The 23,031-nt window shown below is 41.5% G+C and carries 24 protein-coding genes; 14 read left to right on the forward strand and 10 right to left on the reverse strand.

The features are described 5' to 3' along the window. Positions 1–149 precede the first annotated feature (149 nt). A complete protein-coding gene (locus IM515_RS18245) occupies positions 150–386 on the reverse strand; it encodes a hypothetical protein (protein ID WP_287627819.1) in 237 nt (78 codons plus the stop codon). 322 nt (positions 387–708) lie between these two features. Here IM515_RS18245 and IM515_RS18250 point away from each other — a divergent pair, with 322 nt between their 5' ends. Together IM515_RS18250 and IM515_RS18255 are read left to right on the forward strand one after the other, a co-directional pair. Beyond that, positions 709–2,796, forward strand: a complete 2,088-nt coding sequence (locus tag IM515_RS18250; protein ID WP_287627820.1) for a serine/threonine protein kinase — start codon at positions 709–711, stop codon at positions 2,794–2,796. 33 nt (positions 2,797–2,829) lie between these two features. Then, entirely contained in the window at positions 2,830–4,821 is a 1,992-nt protein-coding gene (locus tag IM515_RS18255; protein WP_287627821.1) for a serine/threonine protein kinase, read from the forward strand. Between the two features lie 134 nt (positions 4,822–4,955). Here IM515_RS18255 and secF read toward each other — a convergent pair whose 3' ends face one another. The 3 genes from secF to IM515_RS18270 all read right to left on the reverse strand — a co-directional run bounded on the left by secF (position 4,956) and on the right by IM515_RS18270 (position 8,427). Continuing rightward, a complete protein-coding gene (gene secF / locus IM515_RS18260) occupies positions 4,956–5,888 on the reverse strand; it encodes a protein translocase subunit SecF (RefSeq protein WP_287627822.1) in 933 nt (310 codons plus the stop codon). A 122-nt stretch (positions 5,889–6,010) separates the two neighbouring features. Beyond that, positions 6,011–7,417, reverse strand: coding sequence for a protein translocase subunit SecD (gene secD / locus IM515_RS18265; RefSeq protein ID WP_287627823.1), 1,407 nt, complete (start codon positions 7,415–7,417; stop codon positions 6,011–6,013). Positions 7,418–7,443: 26 nt separating this feature from the next. After that, entirely contained in the window at positions 7,444–8,427 is a 984-nt protein-coding gene (locus IM515_RS18270) for an alpha-ketoacid dehydrogenase subunit beta (protein ID WP_002742584.1), read from the reverse strand. Between the two features lie 369 nt (positions 8,428–8,796). On the opposite strand from IM515_RS18270, the gene IM515_RS18275 reads away from it, so the two are divergent. From IM515_RS18275 to IM515_RS18305, 7 genes are all read left to right on the forward strand, one after another. Continuing rightward, positions 8,797–10,365 carry a YcjF family protein gene (locus IM515_RS18275; RefSeq protein WP_287627824.1) on the forward strand — a complete coding sequence of 523 codons (1,569 nt, stop codon included), beginning with the start codon at positions 8,797–8,799 and terminating at the stop codon, positions 10,363–10,365. A 79-nt stretch (positions 10,366–10,444) separates the two neighbouring features. Beyond that, a complete protein-coding gene (yqeK, locus tag IM515_RS18280; protein WP_287627826.1) occupies positions 10,445–11,041 on the forward strand; it encodes a bis(5'-nucleosyl)-tetraphosphatase (symmetrical) YqeK in 597 nt (198 codons plus the stop codon). 55 nt (positions 11,042–11,096) lie between these two features. Continuing rightward, on the forward strand, positions 11,097–11,501 hold the full coding sequence (gene rsfS / locus IM515_RS18285; RefSeq protein ID WP_002771419.1) for a ribosome silencing factor: 405 nt from the start codon (positions 11,097–11,099) through the stop codon (positions 11,499–11,501). Between the two features lie 5 nt (positions 11,502–11,506). Beyond that, positions 11,507–12,010 (forward strand): CGLD27 family protein, encoded by a 504-nt coding sequence (locus IM515_RS18290; RefSeq protein ID WP_002771421.1) that lies wholly within the window; start codon positions 11,507–11,509, stop codon positions 12,008–12,010. 15 nt (positions 12,011–12,025) lie between these two features. After that, positions 12,026–12,979 (forward strand): asparaginase, encoded by a 954-nt coding sequence (locus IM515_RS18295; RefSeq protein WP_287627828.1) that lies wholly within the window; start codon positions 12,026–12,028, stop codon positions 12,977–12,979. Positions 12,980–13,267: 288 nt separating this feature from the next. Beyond that, positions 13,268–13,528: a hypothetical protein gene (locus IM515_RS18300; protein ID WP_002763159.1), complete on the forward strand. Its 261-nt coding sequence runs from the start codon at positions 13,268–13,270 to the stop codon at positions 13,526–13,528. Further along, positions 13,528–13,794: a type II toxin-antitoxin system YafQ family toxin gene (locus IM515_RS18305; protein WP_002763162.1), complete on the forward strand. Its 267-nt coding sequence runs from the start codon at positions 13,528–13,530 to the stop codon at positions 13,792–13,794. The genes IM515_RS18300 and IM515_RS18305 overlap by 1 nt, the downstream gene beginning before the upstream one ends. 193 nt (positions 13,795–13,987) lie before the next feature. Here the strand turns inward: IM515_RS18305 and IM515_RS18310 are convergent, their stop codons facing one another. After that, on the reverse strand, positions 13,988–14,116 hold the full coding sequence (locus tag IM515_RS18310) for a PEP-CTERM sorting domain-containing protein (RefSeq protein WP_002771433.1): 129 nt from the start codon (positions 14,114–14,116) through the stop codon (positions 13,988–13,990). 149 nt (positions 14,117–14,265) lie between these two features. On the opposite strand from IM515_RS18310, the gene IM515_RS18315 reads away from it, so the two are divergent. Both IM515_RS18315 and IM515_RS18320 read left to right on the forward strand, forming a co-directional pair. Then, positions 14,266–15,417 (forward strand): AAA family ATPase, encoded by a 1,152-nt coding sequence (locus tag IM515_RS18315; protein WP_287627831.1) that lies wholly within the window; start codon positions 14,266–14,268, stop codon positions 15,415–15,417. 2 nt (positions 15,418–15,419) lie between these two features. Further along, positions 15,420–16,061 (forward strand): DUF3226 domain-containing protein, encoded by a 642-nt coding sequence (locus tag IM515_RS18320; RefSeq protein WP_287627833.1) that lies wholly within the window; start codon positions 15,420–15,422, stop codon positions 16,059–16,061. Between the two features lie 86 nt (positions 16,062–16,147). On the opposite strand, the gene IM515_RS18325 is transcribed toward IM515_RS18320, so the two are convergent. The 3 genes from IM515_RS18325 to IM515_RS18335 form a co-directional block, all read right to left on the reverse strand. After that, positions 16,148–18,001 (reverse strand): peptidoglycan D,D-transpeptidase FtsI family protein, encoded by a 1,854-nt coding sequence (locus IM515_RS18325; protein WP_287627834.1) that lies wholly within the window; start codon positions 17,999–18,001, stop codon positions 16,148–16,150. Between the two features lie 333 nt (positions 18,002–18,334). After that, on the reverse strand, positions 18,335–18,892 hold the full coding sequence (locus tag IM515_RS18330; RefSeq protein ID WP_002771442.1) for a hypothetical protein: 558 nt from the start codon (positions 18,890–18,892) through the stop codon (positions 18,335–18,337). Positions 18,893–19,219: 327 nt separating this feature from the next. Further along, positions 19,220–20,584, reverse strand: coding sequence for a GTP-binding protein (locus IM515_RS18335; protein ID WP_002771444.1), 1,365 nt, complete (start codon positions 20,582–20,584; stop codon positions 19,220–19,222). A gap of 92 nt (positions 20,585–20,676) precedes the next feature. Here IM515_RS18335 and IM515_RS18340 point away from each other — a divergent pair, with 92 nt between their 5' ends. Further along, on the forward strand, positions 20,677–20,799 hold the full coding sequence (locus IM515_RS18340) for a hypothetical protein (protein ID WP_287632739.1): 123 nt from the start codon (positions 20,677–20,679) through the stop codon (positions 20,797–20,799). A gap of 51 nt (positions 20,800–20,850) precedes the next feature. On the opposite strand, the gene folK is transcribed toward IM515_RS18340, so the two are convergent. Next, positions 20,851–21,315, reverse strand: a complete 465-nt coding sequence (gene folK / locus IM515_RS18345; protein WP_052600865.1) for a 2-amino-4-hydroxy-6-hydroxymethyldihydropteridine diphosphokinase — start codon at positions 21,313–21,315, stop codon at positions 20,851–20,853. Continuing rightward, the gene (locus tag IM515_RS18350; RefSeq protein ID WP_287627835.1) at positions 21,312–22,082 is read right to left on the reverse strand and encodes a sirohydrochlorin chelatase; all 771 of its coding nucleotides are present in this window, start codon (positions 22,080–22,082) and stop codon (positions 21,312–21,314) included. The genes folK and IM515_RS18350 overlap by 4 nt, the downstream gene beginning before the upstream one ends. Before the next feature lie 235 nt (positions 22,083–22,317). Here IM515_RS18350 and IM515_RS18355 point away from each other — a divergent pair, with 235 nt between their 5' ends. Together IM515_RS18355 and IM515_RS18360 are read left to right on the forward strand one after the other, a co-directional pair. Further along, entirely contained in the window at positions 22,318–22,617 is a 300-nt protein-coding gene (locus IM515_RS18355) for a type II toxin-antitoxin system HigB family toxin (RefSeq protein WP_287627837.1), read from the forward strand. Further along, positions 22,604–22,999: a helix-turn-helix domain-containing protein gene (locus IM515_RS18360; protein ID WP_287711477.1), complete on the forward strand. Its 396-nt coding sequence runs from the start codon at positions 22,604–22,606 to the stop codon at positions 22,997–22,999. The genes IM515_RS18355 and IM515_RS18360 overlap by 14 nt, the downstream gene beginning before the upstream one ends. Positions 23,000–23,031: the final 32 nt, after the last annotated feature.

A 23,031-nucleotide genomic window follows, 5' to 3' on the forward strand; every position in this document is an offset into this window, starting at 1 on the left:
AAAATAATCTCGTTTTTGGCTATTATATCAAATCTTAACTCAATTGTCTATCTTTTGGTATTAACCTATTTGTGCCTTAAGTCCTTTCCTGTATGAATTTCAGCTACTTTTGAGCGTAGTTGCTCTCATCGAATTTTATTTAAAGTTAATTATTTGCATAACAATTCCCGAAGAGCCTCAATTTTCTGCTCTGTTTGAGATTGCCCAATAGCCGGTTGTGGAGTTTGAGCCACGACAGAAGCGCTATATTTAGCATCAGGCAGACAGTAACTCAACAGAAAAACGCCACAGAGAGAGAGTGCCAGCAGCTTTCTCAAGAATTCCTCGCCAATAATGGCAAGAAATGCCCCTAAAGCCACCCAAAACCAACGCAACCGAGTTTTCACGCTTCGACCTCCTGACAATTTGGCTCTCCATGCCACCGAGAGATAGCTAGTTAACGGCTCATTGTATCACCAAAGCCCTCGAAGCAATCTTAAAGCTCCCCTAGCCATAACAATTTTTTAACACTCCCCAGCCTAAAGTCTTGGGGATTCTTGGTTCACCGAGATTACTTGCTTAGACAGAATTTCTCCTGAGAAAGTAGAGGCATTCTCGACAAGTGCGCGGGGTTTTAGCCAACTGTACTTAGGGGCAAGTGTCATAAATCCACTGATCTATTAGTTATGATTGAGCTAAAGTTCTTAAAGTAGAGTTATTATTCACCTTATGTCTGAACCGCAGTATCCTGACTTTACCGCGCATGGCTACCAAGTGATTGAGCAACTTGGTCGCAACCCTTCTGCTGGCAGAGTATCATACAAAGCATTAAGTATTAATACTCGGCAAATTGTGGTGATTAAGCAATTTCAGTGGGTAGGAGGAAGTAGCACTCTTGATGGAGAGAGACAAATTGAGAGGGAGATTCAAACTTTGCGGAGTTTCCATCATCCGAAAATTCCTAGTTATTTAGATGACTTCAAGACTGAATTTGCTAGTTTTTGTATCGTCCAAGAATTTATTGATGCACAAACTCTATCAGAAAATAATGATTTTACACCAGAAGAGATTAAAAGTGTTGCTATTCAACTTTTAGAGATTCTTGTCTATCTTCAGAGTTTACTTCCTCCGATTATTCATCGAGATATTAAGCCCGAAAATATCCTAGTTGACGATAACTTAAATGTCTATTTAATTGATTTTGGATTTGCCAAAATTGGAGAAGGAGAGGCAACGGCATTAAGCAGTATTGCTTTAGGAACTCCTGGTTTTATGTCTCCTGAACAAGTAAATAATCTTCCTCTCACCGAAGCAACGGATTTATATGGATTAGGTGCTACCTTAATTTGTCTGTTGTGCAAGATTCAATCTAAAGATTTTGTGGATATAGTAGATTATAATTTTCAGATAAATTTTAAAACTCGTGTCTCTCATCTAGCTTTCTCTTTTATTGAGTGGCTAGATAAGCTTGTAAGACTTAACCCAGATCAAAGATTTCCTAACGCACAAGAAGCTTTAAATGCGCTTCTTCCCTTGGAGTTAATTCGGATTCCCGAGCTTCACTTGAGTCAAAGTAGTTTTACCTGTGAAGCTGGGCACTTAGGAGAAAAAATAAGAAAAAATATTAAAATTAATAATCCAATTCCTGAGACAGTTTTAGAAGGTTCGATTATATCTTATCGGCAAAATGAATCTCACCGCATTAATCGTCATGATTGGTTAACTATTTATCCGAAAAGGTTTAAGAGTAATCAAACCTCATGTACTTTGACAATAGATACCAGTAAGTTAACCGCTAATAAGGTTTATCAGCGTGAAATTATTTTTGAAAGCAATGCTCGTCAAAATAATACACCATTTAATATTAGTATCAAAACTGCCCCACTGCCAAGGCCTATATTACCTCCCTATTTACTTTTAGCTGGAATCTATCTTATTTTTACAATTGGCTCTAAATTTGTTTGGATACAGGACAATCTTATCCTTCAGTTGAGCATTACAATTTTAGCAGCATTAGCCGTTCTTGGAATGGATTATTGTCTGGTGGTAATTAGTCTCAGTTTAATAATGTGGATAGCAGGAACATTGGGAACTATAATAGTATTATTCTTGCCTTATTTGATGATAAATATACTAAATTTATTGAGGGCTTTTTCTCGTATCCCTTTAGTATTTGATACTATTTGCTATACTCCCATATTTCCAGAAGTTTTATTTCTTCAAATTCTTGGTTTTATAGCCTGTATATGTGTGGCTATTTCTTCGTATAAAAAAACCGACAAAAATACTAATCAAAATTCTAATGACAGCCATAAAGAAGATAATATATGGGCAAGTGGGATGATAAGTGGGATAGTCGGTTGTTCCAGCTATTTTATATTGCCTGAGCTTATGATTAACTTTTTTAAGTCACTTGATGAGTATTGTAAACCCGCACAAGGGTTGTTTTTTGGCTATGGTTTTCTTCTATTTCTTATAATTGTAATATTGTTGGGATTTTCATTTCCTGCTTTTATGTTTTTTCTATCCTTTCATTTGTCACCTTTAATATCAAAAATATCAAAATTTTTCTTACTTCCAATGGTTAATCTCAGCTTTGCAAAAAAAGGTTACACCAACAAAATAGTAATTCTTCTATATTTATATCTAACAATTGGATTTGCTATTGCTTCAGGTATTGGCTCACAAATTGGTTGGCATAATGTTTATATTCTAACAACTTTGCTAATGACTGGTATTCCTTTGTTAATACTATTGCTATTTCCGCCTATTTATTATACTCGAATAATCACTAAATACAGCAACAATATGTACTAAACTTAACACCAATAACCAAGAGGTCATCAAGCTATGGAAAACAACTATTATCATACCAACTTGCCGAATTTTCAGGACTATGGCTATCAAGTTGTCAGAGAGTTAGGAATAAATAGTTTAGGAGGAAGAATTACCTACCAAGCTATAATGACTAGCACTCAGACTCCCGTTGTTATCAAACAATTTAGATTTTGTACTTCCAACGCAAATTGGACAGAATATAGGGCAATTGAGCGAGAGATTGATGTTTTAAAACAATTAAATCATCCACAAATTCCTCGTTATCTCGACCATTTTGACTCAGGGAATGGATTGTGTTTAGTCCAAGAATTTAAAAATGCTCAACCCCTATCTAATCCTCGTAGTTATAATCCAGAACAAATCAAAAAAATAGCTATACAATTGTTAAATATATTAATTTATTTACAGGACAAAACAGGATACCCTGAACCAATTTATCATCGAGATATTAAACCAGATAATATTTTGCTAGATGATCAATTAAAAGTTTATTTGATTGATTTTGGCTTGGCAGAGATGGGCAATAGAGAGGTAAATAATAGCAGTATTTTTGCAGGTACGCCCATTTTTATAGCACCGGAGCAATTTTTAAGAAAAAGATTAACAAAAGCCTCTGATTTATATGGATTAGGCTTAACTTTAATTTGCTTAGTAACGGGCATAACGTCTGATAAAATTAGTGAATTACAAGATCAATATAATGACTGCAAAATTCGCTTTAAACATCTCGTTCCCAAATTGAGTTTACAGTTTATTAGCTGGCTAGAAAAAATGGTAGAGCGAAACGTGAAAAAACGCTTTCAAAATGCTCAAGAAGCATTAGAAGCATTGAAACCACTCTACTTAATTCGCTCTCCAATAGTCCAGCTTAGTGCATCAGAATTAGAGTTAACCGCCAACGAAATAAATGAGAATATTACGTCATCCATTACAGTAATTAATGAAATCCCTGACACTATTTTACAAGGAGAGTGGTCAATTGGATCTCATGAAAATGACGTTGATTCAAGAAATAGTCATCCTTGGATTACAATTACACCTGATGCTTTTGAAGGAAATCATCATGAATTTAGTGTTACTGTTGATACTAGCCATTTGATGGCAGATAAAATATATGAACGTGAGCTTATTTTAATCAGTAATACTGACCAAAAATCTAAGAAGTTAAAGCTTATTGTTAATACTGCTCCTCTACCTATTGAAAAAGTAAAACATCCTCCTTATTTACTTTTAGCTTCAGTGTTACTTTGGTTTGTATTTTGTGTAAAAGTTCCACTTGCGAATGACATTCTGAAAACTATTACATCTGAAGAATTATTGATTCCATTCAAATCTGACATAGATGTAATTAACATTTATGCTATTGCTTTTACATCAGGTAGTATTGGAGCCTTCTTGCCATTATTTAAAACTTGGAAATCAAAATTATTTTTCTTGCCATTTCTATCGTATTTTGTCTTTTGGTTAACTTATATTATCGTTATTATCGTTGTTATTGTGTCTTTTATGGTTTTCATCAGTAACCAAGAAATTCCTTTATGGATTTACTTGCTTGTGGGTTATCGTCATGTAATAATTCTTGTATTACTAACATTCGGCTGGCTTTTTCTGGAGGTAGGTATATTTCCATTTATAGGAGGGTTACTAGGAGAACTTTATACTTTAGTTATGATTGTAGCAGCGTCTAATTTTGATGAAGGAGCTATAGGATTCGCCAAAGGTACTATTATCGCTTCAATTACAAGTATATTGCTTTATTCAACAGAATCAAAATTCAAGAATAAGCAAATTGACAAAGGCTACATCTTTATCCTGTTAACGATAGGATTAGGTATTGCTATTGGTGCTGGTTCAGTGGTTGGATGGTTTAATCCTTATGTCCTATTAGCATTAGCTTTGACAAGTTTTTTATTGATTTTTATGATACTATATCCACATATCAACAGGGCTAGATTAGTTAATCAATATCGTCACTGGGAAAAGCGAAATGCCAATAAAAAATGAAGTGCATCAACTGGAAAGCTTGACGAAGGAAAGCTGATCATTTAAAGTCCGAGGTTGAAGAACGAGGCAAATATATTAAAACCGATATTTGACGAAATTGGCCAAAAAATTTAGCTGACAACTAAAAGCCATTTTTAAGCTTGCACAGCCTTGCTTCGATGGGAACGACCGCGCCACCAAGCTAGTAGGGTACTAGCGATAAAAATACTCGAATAGGCCCCCGCTACAAAGCCAATAATTAAAGCTAGGGCGAAATATTTTAAGGTACTGCCACCAAAGAGAAAAATCGCCACCAGAGGCAATAAAGTGGTCAGGGTGGTATTAATTGAACGACTTAGGGTTTGACTCACCGCATTATCGACAATTTCATCCACGGATAATTCGGGGGTATTGACAAAATTTTCCCGGACGCGATCATAAATTACCACTGTGTCATTAACAGAAAAACCCACAATTGTCAAGAGGGAAACCAAAAATAAACTATCCACTTCTACCCCCGCAATTAAGCCTAAAACCGCAAAGACCCCTACAGTGATCAAAACGTCGTGCAGCAGGGCGACAATGGCAAAAAAAGCGTAATCCCGTTGAAAACGAAAGCTTAGATAGACAGCAATGCCAAAAAATGACACTAATAAAGCTAAAAATCCCGACCTAAATAATTCTTGACCGATGGTGGGACCGACCGTATCGATTTGACTGGTTTCGGGGTCAAAGGCACCGATTTTCTGGTTTAAGGTGTCGAGTAATTTTGTTCTCTGTTCTTCTACGAGGGTTTTCGTCCGCACCGATAAAGTATATTTATCCAACACCTGCACACTACTGTTACCCAATCCCTCCTCGTCTAAAATCACTTGCACTTCGGCAGTAGTTAAGGGTTTCTCACAGTTATTCTTTTTGGCACAGGCTAATTCTATCTGAATTCTCGTACCACCAACAAAATCTAAACTCGGTCGCAAAGGCGCTTGAATAGTGAACCAAGAAATCACCATGGCCAAAATACTACCAATTGTCAGCAAGGCCGAGACTGTCCACCAAAAATTACGCTGTTTTGTAACGTTAAATGCCATATCGATTAAGTAAAAAAGTAAAAAGGAAAAAGGAATTTGGGGAGTAGGGAGTGGCAATCGGTGGGTTACGGCGAATATGAAATTATTGGTTAACAGCATAACTTGTCGTCGCCTAACCCACCCTACTGATTTGCCGGTAAATTAGGGCAGAAAAGTTCGGGTTTTTGACGGACGCTGGGGACGTTTAACACGGTGATTAACAGGAGAGTGCGACTACAGGTTAAAGCGGTAAACATACTCACAGCTACCCCAATGGCTAAAGTTAAAGCAAAACCTTTGACTAATCCTGAACCCAACCAAAATAAGGCAGCACAGGCGATTAAAGTAGTGACATTACTATCAAGAATACTGGAAAAAGCCCGATAAAATCCCGACTCTACTGCCCGAAATAGGGATTTTCCGGCCCTTAATTCCTCCCGGGTACGCTCAAAAATTAGTACATTTGCATCAACTGCCATGCCGATACTGAGGATAAATCCAGCAATACCGGGTAACGTCATGGTGACTCCCACTAAGGCAAAAGCCCCCAGAGAGAGAATAGTATAGATAATCAGGGAAACATCGGCAATAATACCGGGTAAACGGTAATAAACCGCCATGAAGATTAAAACTAACAGTAAACCCACTAAACCAGCGTAGATACTGCGACGGATGCTATCCTGGCCTAAAGTTGCCCCGACGGTGCGAATTTCTTCCACTTTAACGGGGAAAGGTAGAGAACCACCGCGCAATTGAATCGCTAGATCGTTGGCAGTTTCGGCGGTAAAATTACCGGTAATCACGGCCCGGCCTCCTGTAATTCCCGTTTGGGCAAACTGCACATCAACCACAGGGGCGCTAATTAATTCATTATCGAGGAAAATCCCAATACTGCGACCAGTACCTGCGATCGCTTTAGTCAGTTCGGCAAATTTACTGCCCCCTTCCGAATCGAAAGTAATGGCCACTTCCCAGTTAGTGCCTTGGGTGGAACTAATAGTGGCATTTTGCAGATTTTTTCCGGTTAAGTCCACCGATTCAAATAAATTTAAAATTGCCTCTTTAGATTTCTGGAGAGATTGTTCTAGTTCGGCAATTTTAGCGGCATTTTCGGGTTTATTCTCGGCTTTAAGGGCGGCTAATTCCACTTTTTTTTGTTGAAAAATTGAATATTCAGCCCGAAATTCTCCTTCTGTACCTTGTTTTTGCTGACGAAATTCTAATTGGGCCTGAACATTTAAGTTTCTCTCAGCTTCTTTGGGATCTGTGACACCGGGTAGTTGCACGATTACCTGATTTTTACTGTCCACAGTCTGCACTAATGATTCAGAAACACCGAGGGCATTAACGCGATTTTCAATCACATTTTGTACGGCTTTTAAATCATTAGGTTGAATGGTTGTCACGGTTTCAGTGGGTTTAACCTGAATGGTTAATTGACTACCACCGCGCAGGTCTAAACCTAATTGTAGGGGTAACTTAATCAGGATAAAGATCGAGGCAACAACTAGGCCGATGATCAGTAACAATAACCAATTTTGTCTCTGCATAACTTCAGTATCAAAAGGAGAATTTTTTAAATGCGATCGCCGACCATTTTTTGGACAGCTTCGACAATTTGATTAGGTTGGATAATCGTCAATCTTTCTAGATTACCGTTATAAGGTGTGGGTATATCTTGGGAAGATAATCTTAACACAGGGGCATCTAATTCATCGAATAACTGCTCGTTAATTAAAGCAATTAACTCAGAAGCAATTCCCGCCGTTTTCATACATTCTTCCACGATAATCACCCTATGAGTCTTGCGAATCGAAGCGGCAATCGTCTCCATATCAAAGGGTTTCAGGGAAATTAAATCGATAATTTCTGGATCATAGCCATCTTTTTCTAACTGTTTTAATGCCTGTAAACAGTGATGACGCATCCGCGAATAGGTGAGAATAGTTATATCTTCTCCCTTGCGAACGATTTCCGCCTTATCGAGGGGTAAAAGATACTCGCTATCAGGTAAATTTTCCTTGAGATTATAGAGAAGAACGTGTTCAAAGAAAAGCACGGGGTTATTATCTCTAATCGCCGATTTTAATAAACCTTTGGCATTGTAGGGAGTGGAACAAGCGACAATTTTTAGGCCGGGTACCGCGTGAAAATAGGCCTCTAAACGTTGGGAATGTTCCGCACCTAATTGTCTCCCCACACCCCCCGGACCGCGGATAACCATGGGGATTTTAAAATTACCGCCGGAAGTATAACGTAACATCCCGGCATTGTTGGCAATTTGGTTAAAGGCAAGCAGAAGAAAACCCATATTCATGCCTTCAATAATCGGACGCAATCCCGTCATGGCTGCCCCCACTGCCATGCCCGTAAAACTATTTTCAGCGATGGGGGTATCTAAAACCCTTAAATCGCCATATTTTTTGTAGAGATCTTTGGTAACTTTGTAGGAACCACCGTAATGACCCACATCTTCACCTAAAACAAATACTGTCTGGTCGCGGCCCATTTCCTCATCGATCGCCTGTCGCAAAGCATTAAATAATAGGGTTTCTGCCATATCAAGTCCCCGCTTACAATTCGGTCATCTTATCACTAAACTTATTATCTTACCCCTTTTCTGGCCCGAAGGAGGTGGGGAAGTGGGGGAGTGGGGAAGTGGGGGAGTGGGGAAGTGGGGAAGTGGGGAGAGGGAATTATGAATTATGAATTATGAATTATGAATTATGAAGTGGGTAGATAGGGAGTAGGTAGGTGGAGGACGTAGGTTGGGTTGAAGCATGAAACCCAACGCTCGCATGGGTTACGCTACTGCTCCTATAAATAATTGTGCCTCCCTACTTCATAGATAATAGTCTATTCTAGTTCCCGACAATCGGCCGGCAAAGAACTAAGATCAAGATTAAGCAATCCCCTACCGTTAAAGCTGATGAAATTACCCCGTCTTGCCGCTTTAATCATTGGTCTGAGCTTTATTTTCGGATTAATGTTGTGGTTAGTCAACTCTATCTATCGTCTTTACATCCAGATCGCCTTTACCGCTCCTATCTTAGCCAATATTCTGCTTTTACTGATTATCGGACTGCTGGGCTTGCTGATCTACATTCTTTTGTACTACTTTTATCTGCTGCCCCAGCAGCAAAAAAGTCGCCGCGGGTTGCGTTCTTCCTCCCGTCCACCCCTAAAATTACCAGTAGAAAAAACCGAGGCCGCCGGGGAAACCTTAAAAGCTATCCGGCAACAAGTGGAGCAAATTCAAGATAAAGTAACCCAACAGGTTTTTATTAAGCGTTCCCAAGAAATTGAGCGAAGTTTAGTTAGAAAAGAAGTTAAAATCATTGTTTTCGGCACAGGATCGGCGGGAAAAACCTCCCTAATTAACGCCCTCATCGGTCAAATGGTGGGCAATGTGGAGGCAACCATGGGAACCACGGAAAAAGGGGAAACCTATAATTTAAAAATGAAAGGTGTGAATCGGGAAATTCAAATTACCGATACCCCCGGCATTCTCGAAATTGGTGCAGCCGGAGGTCAAAGGGAACAGTTAGCGCGACAATTAGCCACGGAAGCAGATTTACTTTTATTTGTCATTGATAACGATATTCGACAATCGGAATACAGCCCTTTATTGCGTTTAATTGATATTGGTAAACGTTCTCTCTTAGTCTTTAATAAAATCGATCTCTATAGCGATGAAGATCGAGACATTATTTTAAAACAATTACGAGAACGACTAAAAGGAGTGATCCTTTCCGCCGATATTATTGCCGTTGCCGCTAATCCCCAACCAGTACAGTTAACTGGTGGACAAATCATCACACCAGAACCAGATATTTTAGCTTTAATTAAACGTTTGGCTTCAGTTTTACGGGCCGAAGGGGAGGATTTAGTGGCGGATAATATCCTCTTACAATCCCAAAGATTAGGAGAAGAAGCTAGGAAAATTATTGATCGCCAACGTCGTCGCCAAGCTGATAAAATTATCGATCGCTATCAGTGGATCGGTGCGGGAGTGATTGCAGTGACTCCCTTACCAGTGTTCGATCTGTTAGCAACGGCGGCGGTTAATGCTCAAATGGTCAGAGAAATTGGTCAAGTTTATGGCTGTGAAATTAACAGCGATCGAGGCAAGGAATTGGCTCTATCTTTGGGCAAAACTCTAGTTAGTTTAGGAGTGGTAAAAGGAGCGGTAGAATTATTAGCCAGAATCCTACAATTAAATTTTACTACCTATATAGTCGGTAAGGCAATTCAAGGGGTCAGTGCTGCCTATTTAACCCGCATTGCTGGCAAAAGTTTTATCGAATACTTCCGTCACGATCAAGACTGGGGTGATGGTGGTATGACGGAAGTGGTGCAAAGACAATTTCAACTTAGTCGCAAGGAAGAATTTATTAAGTCTTTTGTGGCCGATGCGATCGGTAAAGTGGTACAACCTTTTCAGGATGATTGGCAGCAAGAAGAAGTTTTAGAAGCTAGTCGCGAGGATGATTGGTAAAGATCGAACCCGGGAGCGATAGGCAAAATTGTATAGTAATTGTTACAATCGTTCTGGGGTTCCACAAGGGCAAAAAAAGATGCGACAGCAAGTTATCGACTGGTTAAAAGAAAACGTCAACGAACACCGTCTGCGACATATTCTCGGTGTAGAGACCATGTGTATTGATTTAGCTCGTCATCACGATCTCGATCCCGTCCAAGCAGGGCAAGCGGGGCTGCTACACGATCTCGCTAAATTTTTCAAGCCCAAAAAACTGCTAAAAATGGCAGAATCGGCGGGAATAGAGGTGGATAATATCTGTTTATCCCATCCCCACTTACTCCACGCCGACGTGAGTGCAATTGTCGCCCAAAAAGAATTTAACGTTACCGATGAGGAAATTCTCGAAGCAATTCGCAATCATACCCTCGGTAAACCCAATATGAGCGATCTTAGCTGTATAGTCTTTATTGCCGATGCCTTGGAACCCAATCGCGGCGATACACCCGAATTAAACGCCCTACGACAACTCAGCTATCAAAATCTCCATAAAAGCGTTCAACAAACCTGCGATTATTCCCTAAAATATCTTTTAAGTAGCCATTGTCCCATTCATCCCCGCACCGTGCTAACCCGCAACTGGGCGTTACAAATTGTTAAAGAACAACCAACAAAAACTAAACCCATTGATTAACATAATCTCAAGACTCGCTTACAACCACCTCAGTCAAAGGATAACCACAACCTGAATGACCAATCCCACTGGAATTATTACCCCTGTCGCCGAAAATCTCAAGACCGAAAAATTTCTGGAGACAATTGTTACCGCTGCCGAGGACAAGAAAGCGGGGGACATCGCCATCCTGAAGGTCGCCGATATCTGTTATTTGACCGATTATTTTCTGATTATTACCGGCTATTCTACCACTCAAGTGCGAGCGATCGAGGATGCGATCGAAGGTGCCATGGAACTAGAATGGCAACAATCCCCCCGACAAGTGGAAGGAAAAAGCGAAGGTAGCTGGATCCTGATGGATTATGGCGATATCATTGTCCATATCTTTTTACCAAAAGAGCGAGAATTTTATAATTTAGAAGCTTTTTGGGGTCATGCCCAACGTATTCCTCTGCCTAGCGACCATTTAGAGGAGTAGAATCCATGAAATCCTCCCTTGATTTCTGTCCCGTCCCGGAAGAACAGCAACCGGTTAACGAGTACGAACAATTAAAAGAATCTTGGTTTTTCCGTTGGGCGACGCTAGATGTAGCCTCTTATACAAAAAAAATTCTCTGGTTATGGTTATGGACATGGTTAATTGTCGGACCGATTGCCGCTGCTAGTTTTCCCCTCAAAAAAGCCCCTTTTCTCTTCTTCTGTGCGGGGATTTTTGGCTCGACAATTTTGGTAGGATTGGTGTTATTGCGCTTGTATCTAGGCTGGATCTACGTCTATGACCGCTTGCAATCAGAGAAAGTATTTTATGAGGAGTCCGGCTGGTATGATGGCCAAATCTGGACAAAAACCGCCGCTATTTTAACCCGCGATCGTTTAATCGTCTCCTATCAAATCCAGCCCATTCTCCAGCGTTTACAAAAAACCGCCCTGATTCTAGGGGCAATTATCGCTATCAGTGGTCTTTTCTGGCTATTTTTCACTCACTAACCGCAACCAATCTGAATGAATAGGGTAAAACGTTCACCAACCCACCGCTTAGAAATTCATCTCCTCCGGGAAGGTATCATTGAATCGGTCCATAATGTCGAGGCCGCTATTTGCGATGACCGCGGCCGGGTATTATCCACCGCCGGCAGCGCCGAAACTAGCGCCTTTATTCGTTCGGCCCTGAAACCTTTTCAAGCACTGGCTGTCATCAGTACCGGCACCCTCGAACGCTACGATCTCAACGATAAGGATCTAGCCATTATCTGTAGTTCTCACCAAGGCACAGTGGAACACGCCCGTCAAGTCTTTAATATTCTCTGGCGCGCCGATATCGATCCCAATGCCCTGCAATGTCCCCTCCCGTCCGGTAAACCCAGTCGCTTGCAGTACAATTGTTCTGGTAAACACGCCGGGATGTTAGCAGTGTGTCAACAGCGCGGCTGGCCGTTAAATACCTATCTGCGGCGTTCTAGTCCGATACAGAAGCTAATTTTAAGCAAAATTGCCGAATTATTGGGAATGCCGGGAGATGAATTAATCAGCGCCCACGATGACTGCGGTGCGCCCACCTATTCAATGCAGTTGGGGCAAATGGCCCATCTCTACGCCCAGTTAGCCTCTGGCAACCGTTTAGACTTAGAAAGAATCGTCCGAGCTATGACCTATCATCCCCGCATGGTAGCAGGAGAAGGGGCTTTTGATACGGAATTAATGCAGATTAGCCAAGGGGAAATCGTCAGTAAAGCCGGGGCCGAAGGGATTCAATGTATCGGGCGCGTCGGCGAAGGTTTAGGATTAGCAATTAAAGCCCTAGATGGTTCCAAACGGGCTAAATATGCGGCCGCTTTGCAAATTCTTAAACAGTTAGGCTGGATTACTCCCAATGTGGCCGAATCTCTCTCGGAAAAATTCCTCAAAATCGGCAGTTATACCCGCTTGGAAGTGGTGGGAGAAATGGCTTTGTTATAAGTAGTGGGTTGAGCAAGGGTAACACATCAAAAACTTTTTTTTGGTGTGTTAGGGCAGTATTTATAAGTAGCTGGTTATAATTAAATTAAAAATGGATTTTAGGTTCGATCCCCCCTGCCCCCCTTGATAAGGGGGGTGCCGATAGGCGGGGGGATATCCCCTTGATAAGGTAGGGTTGATTCATGAATCAACCCTACCCTTGATAACGGGGGTGTCTGATAATTTTTAACGCCTACCTACTTATCTTGATTTTTTTCCTCAAAAACCGAACTTCGGAGTACAATACAGATGACTAAATTAATTCAAGAAACTTTCGAGCAAATTGCACTGCTTTCTGAAGAACAACAAGATAGCCTGGCAACCTATCTAAAAAAACACCTAGCTGAATTTTTAGAAGAAGCGGAAAAAGAACGACGAATTGCAGAAGGGACTTATACCATAAGTGATTTTAACGAAAAAACTCAACAAGCTATTCAGAATATTGAAGAGCAAAAAAACTTAACTGTTTGCCAAGATCAAGTTGAACTGTATCAGCAGCTAGGAATTTAATGTTATTACCCATTTTTGAAAATCGCTTTAAGAAAGATATTAAACGACTGCAAAAACGGGGAAAAGATATGACCAAACTGAAAAATGTCATTGATAAATTACTTCAAAAGCAAGAACTAGAACCTAAATACAAAGATCACGCTTTGATGGGAAACTGGAATGGATATAGGGATTGTCACCTAGAACCAGACTGGCTTTTAATTTATAAAATCACAGACACCCATCTTTTTTTAGTGCGCTCTGGTTCCCATGGGGATTTATTTTAATATTCGGTCAATCGTTTAATTAGAGCTTGCTGAATACAAATGTAAGCTCTGCTAGAAAAGGGTTTTGAGCTTTTTTTCCAAAAAAGTGCCAGGAACAAACGTTGAGAAATCGCTCCGAGAGACTCAAAACCCTTGTACTTTTTTCGGCGAACGCAAAGCGATCGAAGAGCGATAACACCAGTTAACGGGCGATTTAACCTATTTTTGTGGTTTCTTTTTCGATAGAATGATTGCGTTTTACTTGGCGTTTTATGGTTGCACCAGCACCGAGTATTCCTAGAGACAGGAGGCCTAAAGTTGATGTGGGTTCGGGAGTTGTCACATCAGAAACACCGATAAACCCATTTCCATTAAAAATAATACCTGACGATATGGTAAGGTGAGTCTGCGCTATCTAGTCTCGTCGGTGGTCTTGGCTACTGGGGTTGAGATAAACTAGATTTAATAACTAAAAATCTGGGGTAATCACTCATGTTACAATCCCTAAAAATTGAAGGCTTTCGCGGTTTTCAAAATTTTGAGATGACCAATCTTGGTCAAATTAATCTCTTAGTGGGTAAAAATAATAGCGGCAAAACTTCTATTTTAGAAGCGATTCAGTTTTTATATGTTCAAAATAATCTAGATATATTTCTTGAAACTATTAGCTATAGAGGCGAGTTCGCTTGGTTGGAAAATAAGTTAGCTGGTCGCACTAAAGTTTTTGAAATTTGTCATTTATTTCCTGGGCATGAAATCCTCCCAAGTCAGGAAATTATCATCATTGGTTCTAGGGAATCACATCAGGAAAGTGTTACTATTTCTGTTAAAAGTATTCCTATACAACTATCTCCATTTTCAGACAAAAATGATGATTTAAATAATGATAATATTTTCGACGATGAGGAATGGAATAAACTTCTTTTAAGTATTAGATGGAGTCAATCACAAAAACCTATTGAACTGGAACTTCTTGCCAACGGTACTCTTGCCAGAGATTCCACAAGAAGAATGGCTAGTTTAAGCAGAATTTCCCATAAAATAGGTATTGATAATAAAATTGAATTGAAGTTCTTAACACCATTTTCTCTAACAAGTTCTGATATGGCAGCACTTTTTGACAACATTGTTCTCTCTCCTTTAGAAGATTTAATTATTGAATCTTTGAAAATTATTGAGCCAAAAATTGAAAGGATAGCTAGTATTGGTTCTGGCAAGTATTCAACTTCAAATAACCTAGGTGTTAGAGGTGGGTTTTTAATCAAAATTAAAAATCATGATCAACCTATACCTATTGGCAGTTTAGGTGATGGATTTTGGCGAATGTTAGGATTAGTTTTAGCGATGGTTAATCTTGAAAATGGAATTTTATTAGTTGATGAAATTGATAGCGGATTGCATTTTACTGTCATGACTGATATGTGGAAAGTAGTCTGGGAAACCGCAAAAAAACTCAATATTCAGGTATTTGCCACCACTCACAGCCGCGATTGTTGGCAAAGTTTAGGCGAATTAATTACCGAAGAAAAAATTACCGATAACGAGATTACTATTCAAAGGATAGATAGGGAAAAAAGCCAATCTGTAATCTTTGATCCAGAAGAAATTGTTATTGCCGCTACAAGTAATCTTGAGGTGCGGTAACAATGCCTAAAATAGAGACAAAAAAGTTATTAGTGGAAGGTGCGGAGGAATTGAGAGTTATTCCCCAATTAATGGCAGCAAATGGAGTTACTTGGAATAGAGGGGAAGAACCATTGAATATCATAAATTGTGATGGTGTTGAAAATTTACTAAAACCTAAATACATCTCTGCACAACTAAAAACTCCTAACGGACTAACTCATTTAGGAATTATTATGGATGCAGACGAAGAACCTGATAATCGTTGGCAAAGTTTATATAATGCCTGTTTACCAAATATCCCTAATTTACCTCAAAATTTACCAGCAGAGGGATTAATTATAACTCTAGAATCGGGGTTAAAATTCGGTGTGTGGATGATGCCCGATAATCAATCTAGAGGGATGTTAGAGACTTTTTTAGCCTATTTAGTTCCCGATAATAATCTTTGGCAATATACACAAAACAAGGTGATAGAGGCAAAACAACAAGGGGCAACCTATAGGGATTATCATCTAGATAAGGCTAATATTCATACCTATTTAGCTTGGCAAGATCCGCCGGGGAAACAACTTCACGATGCAGTCAAACAAAGAATACTTAATCAATCCCATCCCCAATCAGCCAATTTTTTGAGATGGTTACAGCAGTTATACGAGATTTGATAGAAGTATGGATCGAAATGGGAATGACAGCCCCATAATATTTCTCTGTGCTTTGTTAGATAAAACCTCTTGCAAAAAGACTTAAATTAATCGTGCCGCGGGGGTTTATTGGTCGCAGAACCCGCCGGAGCGACCTTGGATGTGGGGGGGATACCCTTGAGGGAAATGAGCGTATTCATCACCGTTTTGGCCACCGGAGCGGCCACAGTGGAGCCAAAAGTATTGGCACCCTTGGGTTCATCCACCACCACCAAAACCACATAACGGGGCGATTCGATTGGTAAAATCGCCACAAAACTGGTAATTTTGGCGTTAGGTAGATAACCCCCCGTCGGACTAGCTTTTTGTGCGGTTCCCGTTTTACCCCCGATGCGATAACCGGGGATTTGGGCTGCTACCCCCGTCCCCTTGCTGACGACGGTTTCCATCATTTCCACCACTTGCCGGGCTACGGTGGGAGAAAAGACTTTTTTGCTGGGATAATCGGGCTGCCAATGCAAACGGCCGCGGTCGTCGGCTAATCCTTTGATCACATGGGGAGTTACTAAGGTGCCACCATTGGCCAGCGCACCGTGCAACTGTACTAATTTTAAAGGCGTTAGGGATAAACCTTGACCAAAGGAAGCGGTGGCCGATTCAATGGCATTATCCAGAAATTCTTGTTCGGGTTTGAGATATCCTGCCACTTCTCCGGGTAAATCTACGCCAACCCTTTGATTTATTTCCAATCCTAATAAACTTTTATAGAAATCAACTCGCCCCATTTTTTGGGCAATTTGCACCATGGCCACGTTACTAGAGGTTTGCAGAACTCTGGCCATATCTAGCGCCCCATAACCCTGTTTAGAGGCATTTTTAATCGTCCAGCGACCGACAGTAATTGCCCCCGGATCATTGACTACCGTACTAGCTTTAATTGCCCCCGCTTCCATGGCCATGGCGACAATAATTGGTTTAAAAGTTGACCCCGGTTCGTACTGATCGGCTACGGTCCAATTTTTAAATAGAGCCACATTGGCTTTATAATATTCATTGGGGTTAAAAGTTGGCTCACAAACTAGGGCTAAAAGAGAACCATCAAGGGAGTCCATAACGATGACGGCTCCCCGTTTAGCATTAAATTTCTTTAGCTGTTCTCGTAGGGCCGTCCGGGCGGCTCTTTGTAGTTTTAAATCGAGGGTTACTTCTAACTGTAATTCATCAAATTGAAAGATACCATCGGGAACAAAAGCTGGTAAAATTCGCCCGTCTCCCATGCGTCTTGTATTGACAGAAAAGGGATCTCTTTCTAATAACTGACTGGAACCTCGTTCTAATCCTGCTTGACCACGATGTTCTTTATCTACATAGCCAATCACGTCGGCTGCCACATCGTCTTGGGGATAATAACGAGCGTATTTTTCCTCTAATTCTACACCGTCAAGAGATAATTGTTTTAATCCCCTAGCCACGGATTCGGTTAATTGATTGGCTAAACGAATTCCTGTTTCTTTTTCTTTAAATCTTTGCATCAGTTGATTAGTAGGAATATTTAATAAAGGAGCTAATTTATCAGCCACTTCTGCTGGGGGAATAGCAAACAGTTTTGGGTGTACATAAAGAGTATAAATCAAGCGATCGGTCGCCAAAACATTACCATTACTATCGACGATCGCCCGCCGGGGAATATAGGGTCTAATACTGGTAGTTTGCTGTTGTCTGGCTCTTTTTTGCAATTCCTGCGCTTGTACTATTTGTAACTGGTACAATCGCCAAGCTAAACCCAAAATACCCATGACTAAAACCAACCACACCGCCACCAATCGCCCGTTACTCACAGGCATTTTTTTTAACTGTTGTTGCCGTTTTTTGGCGGTTAAATAGGACTTTCTGTCCCGGATCCTGCCCGAGGGCGATCGAGTTTCTTTACCTCTAAATCTGGGTCTTTTTGTGTCAGTCATGAGCAGTATCTTTCAGTGATCAGTGATCAGTAAACAGTAATCAGTAATCAGTGATCAGTAAACAGTAAACAGTGATCAGTAAACAGACAGTAGGAAACTTCTATTTAATACTGCACACTTAAAAACTCACATCTGATAACTGATAAGTGGGTGGGTGGAATTAAATATAAGATGAACGTAGGTTGGGTTGAAGCATGAAACCCAACGGCCGCATGGGTTACGCTACCGCTAACCCATCCTACACATAATTGTGCCTCCCCACTTAACTGATAACTGATAACTGCTAACTGTTAACTTACCCACTGATAACTGATAACTGCTAACTGATAACTTTTAATAGGCACTTCTGGGTCGAGAATTGACGGTAGATTGGGGTTGAGAAGTGGGTTCTGGTTTCAGGTTAGGAGCAGATTTACGCTGTAAAAAGATAGTTTGGAAGGGTTGGGGATGAGTTAAGCCAGTTTCGGGTTTTTCTGCTTGTTGAGCTAGTTGATGTTTAAGAGTTTCATTGGTGGCCAAAAGATTGCGCTCGTGACGTTGCAGTGTTTCCAGTTTACCAAATTCTTTGTCCCAAACCTTGGGAATATATACCGTCCAAGCATATATTCCCAGAGTCGAACCCAACAGACAAAAAGTAATCACAGCCACTATTCTTTCTAGGAGGCAAAGGGAACGTAATTGACGCGAGGCTAATTGTTTTTGTGTCGGGGTCACGGGAACTCTCACCACTGATTTAGTCGTCGGTTTGACGGTGGGAGTCGGGGAGGATTGAGTAACTGGTTTATTAGTGGGGTTGGGGGAAGTTACCCGCAACTGGGGACGACGTTGAGTCGGTTGGCTTTTTTGGCGAGAAACGGGAACGGGAATATAGGACTTATGGGCAGCAGACATGATTTTCTCTCAATATTTCTAGCTAGTGGTCGTTGTCAAAAATTAAGTTTCTAAAATTAGGAGTCGGTCATTAGGAGTCGGTCGTCAGTGGTTCGTGTTAGGCAATGGACGGGTTGATAAGGGATGAAACCATTATAGAGAAAGACATTACTGCGATTTTTGTCAATTGTTTTCGCTCTAGAACGAACTAATCAATTAACTCTCTTGCCAGATAACAATTTAGTCGATTTATGCCATCCGCTCAAACCAGACCAAGTAACGAAGAACCATATTTAATTGATCACTGTTGCCTTTTTTCCTGTTTCCTTTTTCCTTTTTACTTTAAAATCACTGTTCTAGCTCTAGACGTAAACGATATAAGATAGTTTGCGGATGAACTTGGGCGAGAATTTGATTAATCACCGTACTCGGTCCAGATGCCCCCCAACTACAACCGCGTTCTAGATAGATTTTAGCGGCTTTCCCGATGATATAGGTTCCATAAGCAGCAATTCCTCCCTGTAGGAGAGCGGTGCTACCGTAGAGAGTTAAAGAGGTGGGATTTTCAAAAATACTCGCCGCTGCCGCTGCCGTTTTGCCCAAACCGATAATCACAGTGCTGAGGATTTCCCCCACCAGCAACCCCCCACTGCTCAAAAGTAGAGTCCGCCAGAGTTGACCGGCTTGGTGACTGGTAATTGGCAGGCCGTACAAACGAGCTAAAGCCCGAACTAGAGTTAAATCGACGATTGAAGCCCCTAGGAGGTCTAAAATAGCGATCGGATTGGCCGCAATCGCTAAAGCCTTATATTTCGCGTATTGCCAGATAATTTCCTCCGCTTGACTGTCCCGCAGTTCTAGGGTTTTTCTGGCGATATTTTCCTCCGCTTCTTGTCCTTGTACTAAAGCATTTAAGGCCAGCAGCGATCGCCCTTCCCGATTTAAAATCGTTAAGAGTTTATCTTGCAGCTCCTCAATTTGGGGGGGAGGGGTTTCCCACTCAGTCACCACGCGCCCATCGGGGTATTCCACCCGGACGGGAATCGGTTGCGGTTCGGCGGCTACCATAACTATCTCATCGCTAGTTAACAAATCTTCTAACGTTTTTTCGTCCCGATTGGTTCCTAATCTCTGTAACTGCTGAAAAATCTGACGGCGATCGGCTTCTGGATAGAGATCAATCTTATTAAACACCAAAATAATCGGTTTTTTCGCCTGGCGCAATTCTCCTAAGGCCTCGTATTCGGTGCGGGTAATATCCCCCGCGACGATAAATAAAATTAAATCGGCACTTTTAGCGACTTCTCTGGCCATATTCGCCCGCGCTTCCCCTTCAATCTCATCCAATCCGGGGGTATCGATTAATTCTATCTGGATTTTACCCGTGGCTGGTGTCCAACGCACCGATCGCGGCCAGCGTGTCACCCCGTGCAGGGGGCCGGTTGCCAGGACTTTTTGACCGACTAAAGCGTTTACCACCGAGGATTTACCGCGACTGACTAACCCGAAGGCCGCCACCCGAATCACTGTTTCATCCAGTTTATCTAAGGCCGATTTTAAGGACTGCAAATCCTGTTTAACGGCGGCCTGAAGTTGGGGATCGGGGGGATAATTCCAATGACGGCGAAAACTGGCATACCAAGTTAAGGCCTGTTGTAAACTAGCCTTAGCCTGATTGTAATGAGTTTCCTCGAGGGATGGGGTCTTGGTCACGGTTGATTTTCTTTACTGTTTATTAACGCTGCTGCCTTTATTGTAGAGTTTCGGGGCGGTAACTGAGACGCGGTTATCTGGGGTTAGGGGAGATGGGAACGTGGGGACGTGGGGACGTGGGGACGTGGGGACGTGGGGACGTGGGGACGTGGGGACGTGGGGACGTGGGGACGTGGGGACGTGGGGTAGTGGGGAAGTGGGGAGGTGGTGAGTAGGAGAGATGGGGGAATTTCAACTAAAACCCTAAAACCTTAACACCTAACATCCTACTCCGCCAATCCCAATTGGCCTAATAGCTGAAGGATAGTTTTTCCGGTTACGGGATCTCGCCAATCGGGGGCAATTTCTGCCAGGGGAAGCAGCACAAAGGCCCGTTCTCGGCAGCGGGGATGGGGTATCTGTAATTCGGGCGTTTCTAAGATCAGGTCCTCATAAAATATTAAGTCTAAATCGAGGGTACGCGGTCCCCATCTTTCCCGTCGGACTCTCCCGAATAACTGCTCGATTTCTAATAATTTATGCAGTAAATCTAGGGGCGATAAATCCACTTGCACAATGGCGCAACCGTTGAGATAATCGGGCTGAGGCGGCCCGATGGCTGCGGTTTGATGCCATTGGGAATGAGCTTCTAGTTTAATTCCTTTGACTCGCTCTAATTCCCCTAAAGCTTGCCCTAAAATTGTCGCTGAATCTCCTAAATTACTGCCTAGAGCGATCGCTGCCCGCTTCATCCACATCCTTCCTCAACAATAATTTGGGCTAATTCCCCCGTCGCTCCCAAAGATTTACCTAAAAATATATTGACATTTGGATGCTTTTGTGCTAGTTCAAAAACTTGGGCTTTGATCGCATCCGTAATTCCACCAGCAAAGAGGAAATAGGGCAGTATAGCGATTTTTTGGCTACCTTGAGCGATTAAACTCTCGATTTGTTGGGGTAAACTCGGTTCTATTGACCAATAGGCTGTAATTGCTCCAAAAAACGCCGCTAGATTCTCCACCTCCCGATTACCCCCGGGGCGACGACTACCGTGGGACAGTAAAATGCGGTTTTGGGGGCTTAAATCGGCAAATTGTCGGGATAACAGCGATTTTATGCCCTGATAACTGCCTAAATGGGGCTTTAACTCTAGCTTAATCGGCGATCGCACTTTGTCCACGGCCGCGGGAATATCTTCTTTAACGTGAACCCCCGACAGGAGAAACAGGGGGATAATCTGCAACTGGTTACATCCTTGGCTTTGTGCTTGTTGGGCAAAAGCTTCTATTTGTTGATGGAGTGGTGTTATCGCTAATTCTAGGGCGGCAGTCCCTACTAATACCCGATTATCTGCTTCTAGAACCGCTAGAGATGGGCTAAACTCCGATTTACTCGCTAATCTTTCGGCAGGTTGACTGATTTTTTCCTGAACTAAGGCTGCTAATTGCGTCACCGCCAAGGCTGGACGCGGATCGCGACTACCGTGGAAAACCAATAAGTAGGCTGAGGAGGTCTTCAAAGAAATCTTGCCAAAATAGTTTAGTTTTTAGCCTAATACATTTTCTCTCCCTTTAGGCATCAATGCCCCTGATATTCTCAATTTAGCTGGTAAGCGGAAAAACGTCCCCACTAGCCCCAAGTGCTACCATTTTAGGCAATGTAAAGTGTGAGCCAATCAGCCCGCCAGCTTGAGTTAGTCTAGGTATTGAGATATAATTGCTATTGACAGAAACTGCCAGAGGTATATTTGTATTATGCGGGTAATTAGCCGTCGAATACTTCGCGATTTCTGTATCACTAATGCTAATTCCTGCGAGTCTCTCTATGATTGGTATAGAGTCGCTAGTAAAGCGGCATGGCAAAATCTAATCGATGTGCAAGCCACTTATAAAAGTGCTGAATCTGTTGGTAATTTCACTGTTTTTAACATTAAAGGAAATCACTTTCATCTAATTGTAGATATAGTTTATAGCCGACAGACTATCTATATTAAATATATTCTTACCCATGCCGAGTACGATAAAGAAAATTGGAAAAATGATGCTTACTTTTAATTCTAAAATTTATGGAGAATTACTCGCTCACTATCAACCAAAAGCAATCACCACAGAGGTGGAAAACGAGCGAGCGATCGCAATTGCCCAAGAGTTGGAACATCGCTCGGAACTTAGTTTAGAGGAGGAGGCTTTACTGGAGTTATTGATTAGTTTGATTGAAAGATTCGAGGCGGATAATTATCCAATTCCTGATAGAAATCCTTTAGCAACCTTACAGCATCTGATAGAAGCTAACGAGATAGAATATCCAGAGCTAATTACTATTTTGGGTTCCCCTGATGCGGTGGAGCAAATAATTAATGGACAACGCAGCATCAATCAGTCAGAAGCTAGGTCTTTGGGGGCATATTTTCGGGTTGATGCTAGTTTATTTACTTAATAAGTACCTAAGCAAAATTAATTACACATCTC

Source organism: Microcystis sp. M44BS1 (assembly GCF_020244875.1).
Lineage (GTDB): Bacteria > Cyanobacteriota > Cyanobacteriia > Cyanobacteriales > Microcystaceae > Microcystis > Microcystis panniformis.

Bases quoted from the DNA above. Each gene is read 5' to 3' on its own strand.
- IM515_RS18340 (WP_287632739.1), top strand. From the start codon at position 20,677: ATGGGAACGTGGGGACGTGGGGACGTGGGGACGTGGGGACGTGGGGAC.
- IM515_RS18255 (WP_287627821.1), top strand. From the start codon at position 2,830: ATGGAAAACAACTATTATCATACCAACTTGCCGAATTTTCAGGACTAT.
- IM515_RS18305 (WP_002763162.1), top strand. From the start codon at position 13,528: ATGTTATTACCCATTTTTGAAAATCGCTTTAAGAAAGATATTAAACGA.
- IM515_RS18270 (WP_002742584.1), bottom strand. From the start codon at position 8,427: ATGGCAGAAACCCTATTATTTAATGCTTTGCGACAGGCGATCGATGAG.
- IM515_RS18300 (WP_002763159.1), top strand. From the start codon at position 13,268: ATGACTAAATTAATTCAAGAAACTTTCGAGCAAATTGCACTGCTTTCT.
- IM515_RS18290 (WP_002771421.1), top strand. From the start codon at position 11,507: ATGAAATCCTCCCTTGATTTCTGTCCCGTCCCGGAAGAACAGCAACCG.
- IM515_RS18250 (WP_287627820.1), top strand. From the start codon at position 709: ATGTCTGAACCGCAGTATCCTGACTTTACCGCGCATGGCTACCAAGTG.
- secD (WP_287627823.1), bottom strand. From the start codon at position 7,417: ATGCAGAGACAAAATTGGTTATTGTTACTGATCATCGGCCTAGTTGTT.
- rsfS (WP_002771419.1), top strand. From the start codon at position 11,097: ATGACCAATCCCACTGGAATTATTACCCCTGTCGCCGAAAATCTCAAG.
- folK (WP_052600865.1), bottom strand. From the start codon at position 21,315: ATGAAGCGGGCAGCGATCGCTCTAGGCAGTAATTTAGGAGATTCAGCG.
- secF (WP_287627822.1), bottom strand. From the start codon at position 5,888: ATGGCATTTAACGTTACAAAACAGCGTAATTTTTGGTGGACAGTCTCG.
- IM515_RS18320 (WP_287627833.1), top strand. From the start codon at position 15,420: ATGCCTAAAATAGAGACAAAAAAGTTATTAGTGGAAGGTGCGGAGGAA.
- IM515_RS18325 (WP_287627834.1), bottom strand. From the start codon at position 18,001: ATGACTGACACAAAAAGACCCAGATTTAGAGGTAAAGAAACTCGATCG.
- IM515_RS18355 (WP_287627837.1), top strand. From the start codon at position 22,318: ATGCGGGTAATTAGCCGTCGAATACTTCGCGATTTCTGTATCACTAAT.
- IM515_RS18360 (WP_287711477.1), top strand. From the start codon at position 22,604: ATGCTTACTTTTAATTCTAAAATTTATGGAGAATTACTCGCTCACTAT.
- yqeK (WP_287627826.1), top strand. From the start codon at position 10,445: ATGCGACAGCAAGTTATCGACTGGTTAAAAGAAAACGTCAACGAACAC.
- IM515_RS18330 (WP_002771442.1), bottom strand. From the start codon at position 18,892: ATGTCTGCTGCCCATAAGTCCTATATTCCCGTTCCCGTTTCTCGCCAA.
- IM515_RS18275 (WP_287627824.1), top strand. From the start codon at position 8,797: ATGAAATTACCCCGTCTTGCCGCTTTAATCATTGGTCTGAGCTTTATT.
- IM515_RS18295 (WP_287627828.1), top strand. From the start codon at position 12,026: ATGAATAGGGTAAAACGTTCACCAACCCACCGCTTAGAAATTCATCTC.
- IM515_RS18315 (WP_287627831.1), top strand. From the start codon at position 14,266: ATGTTACAATCCCTAAAAATTGAAGGCTTTCGCGGTTTTCAAAATTTT.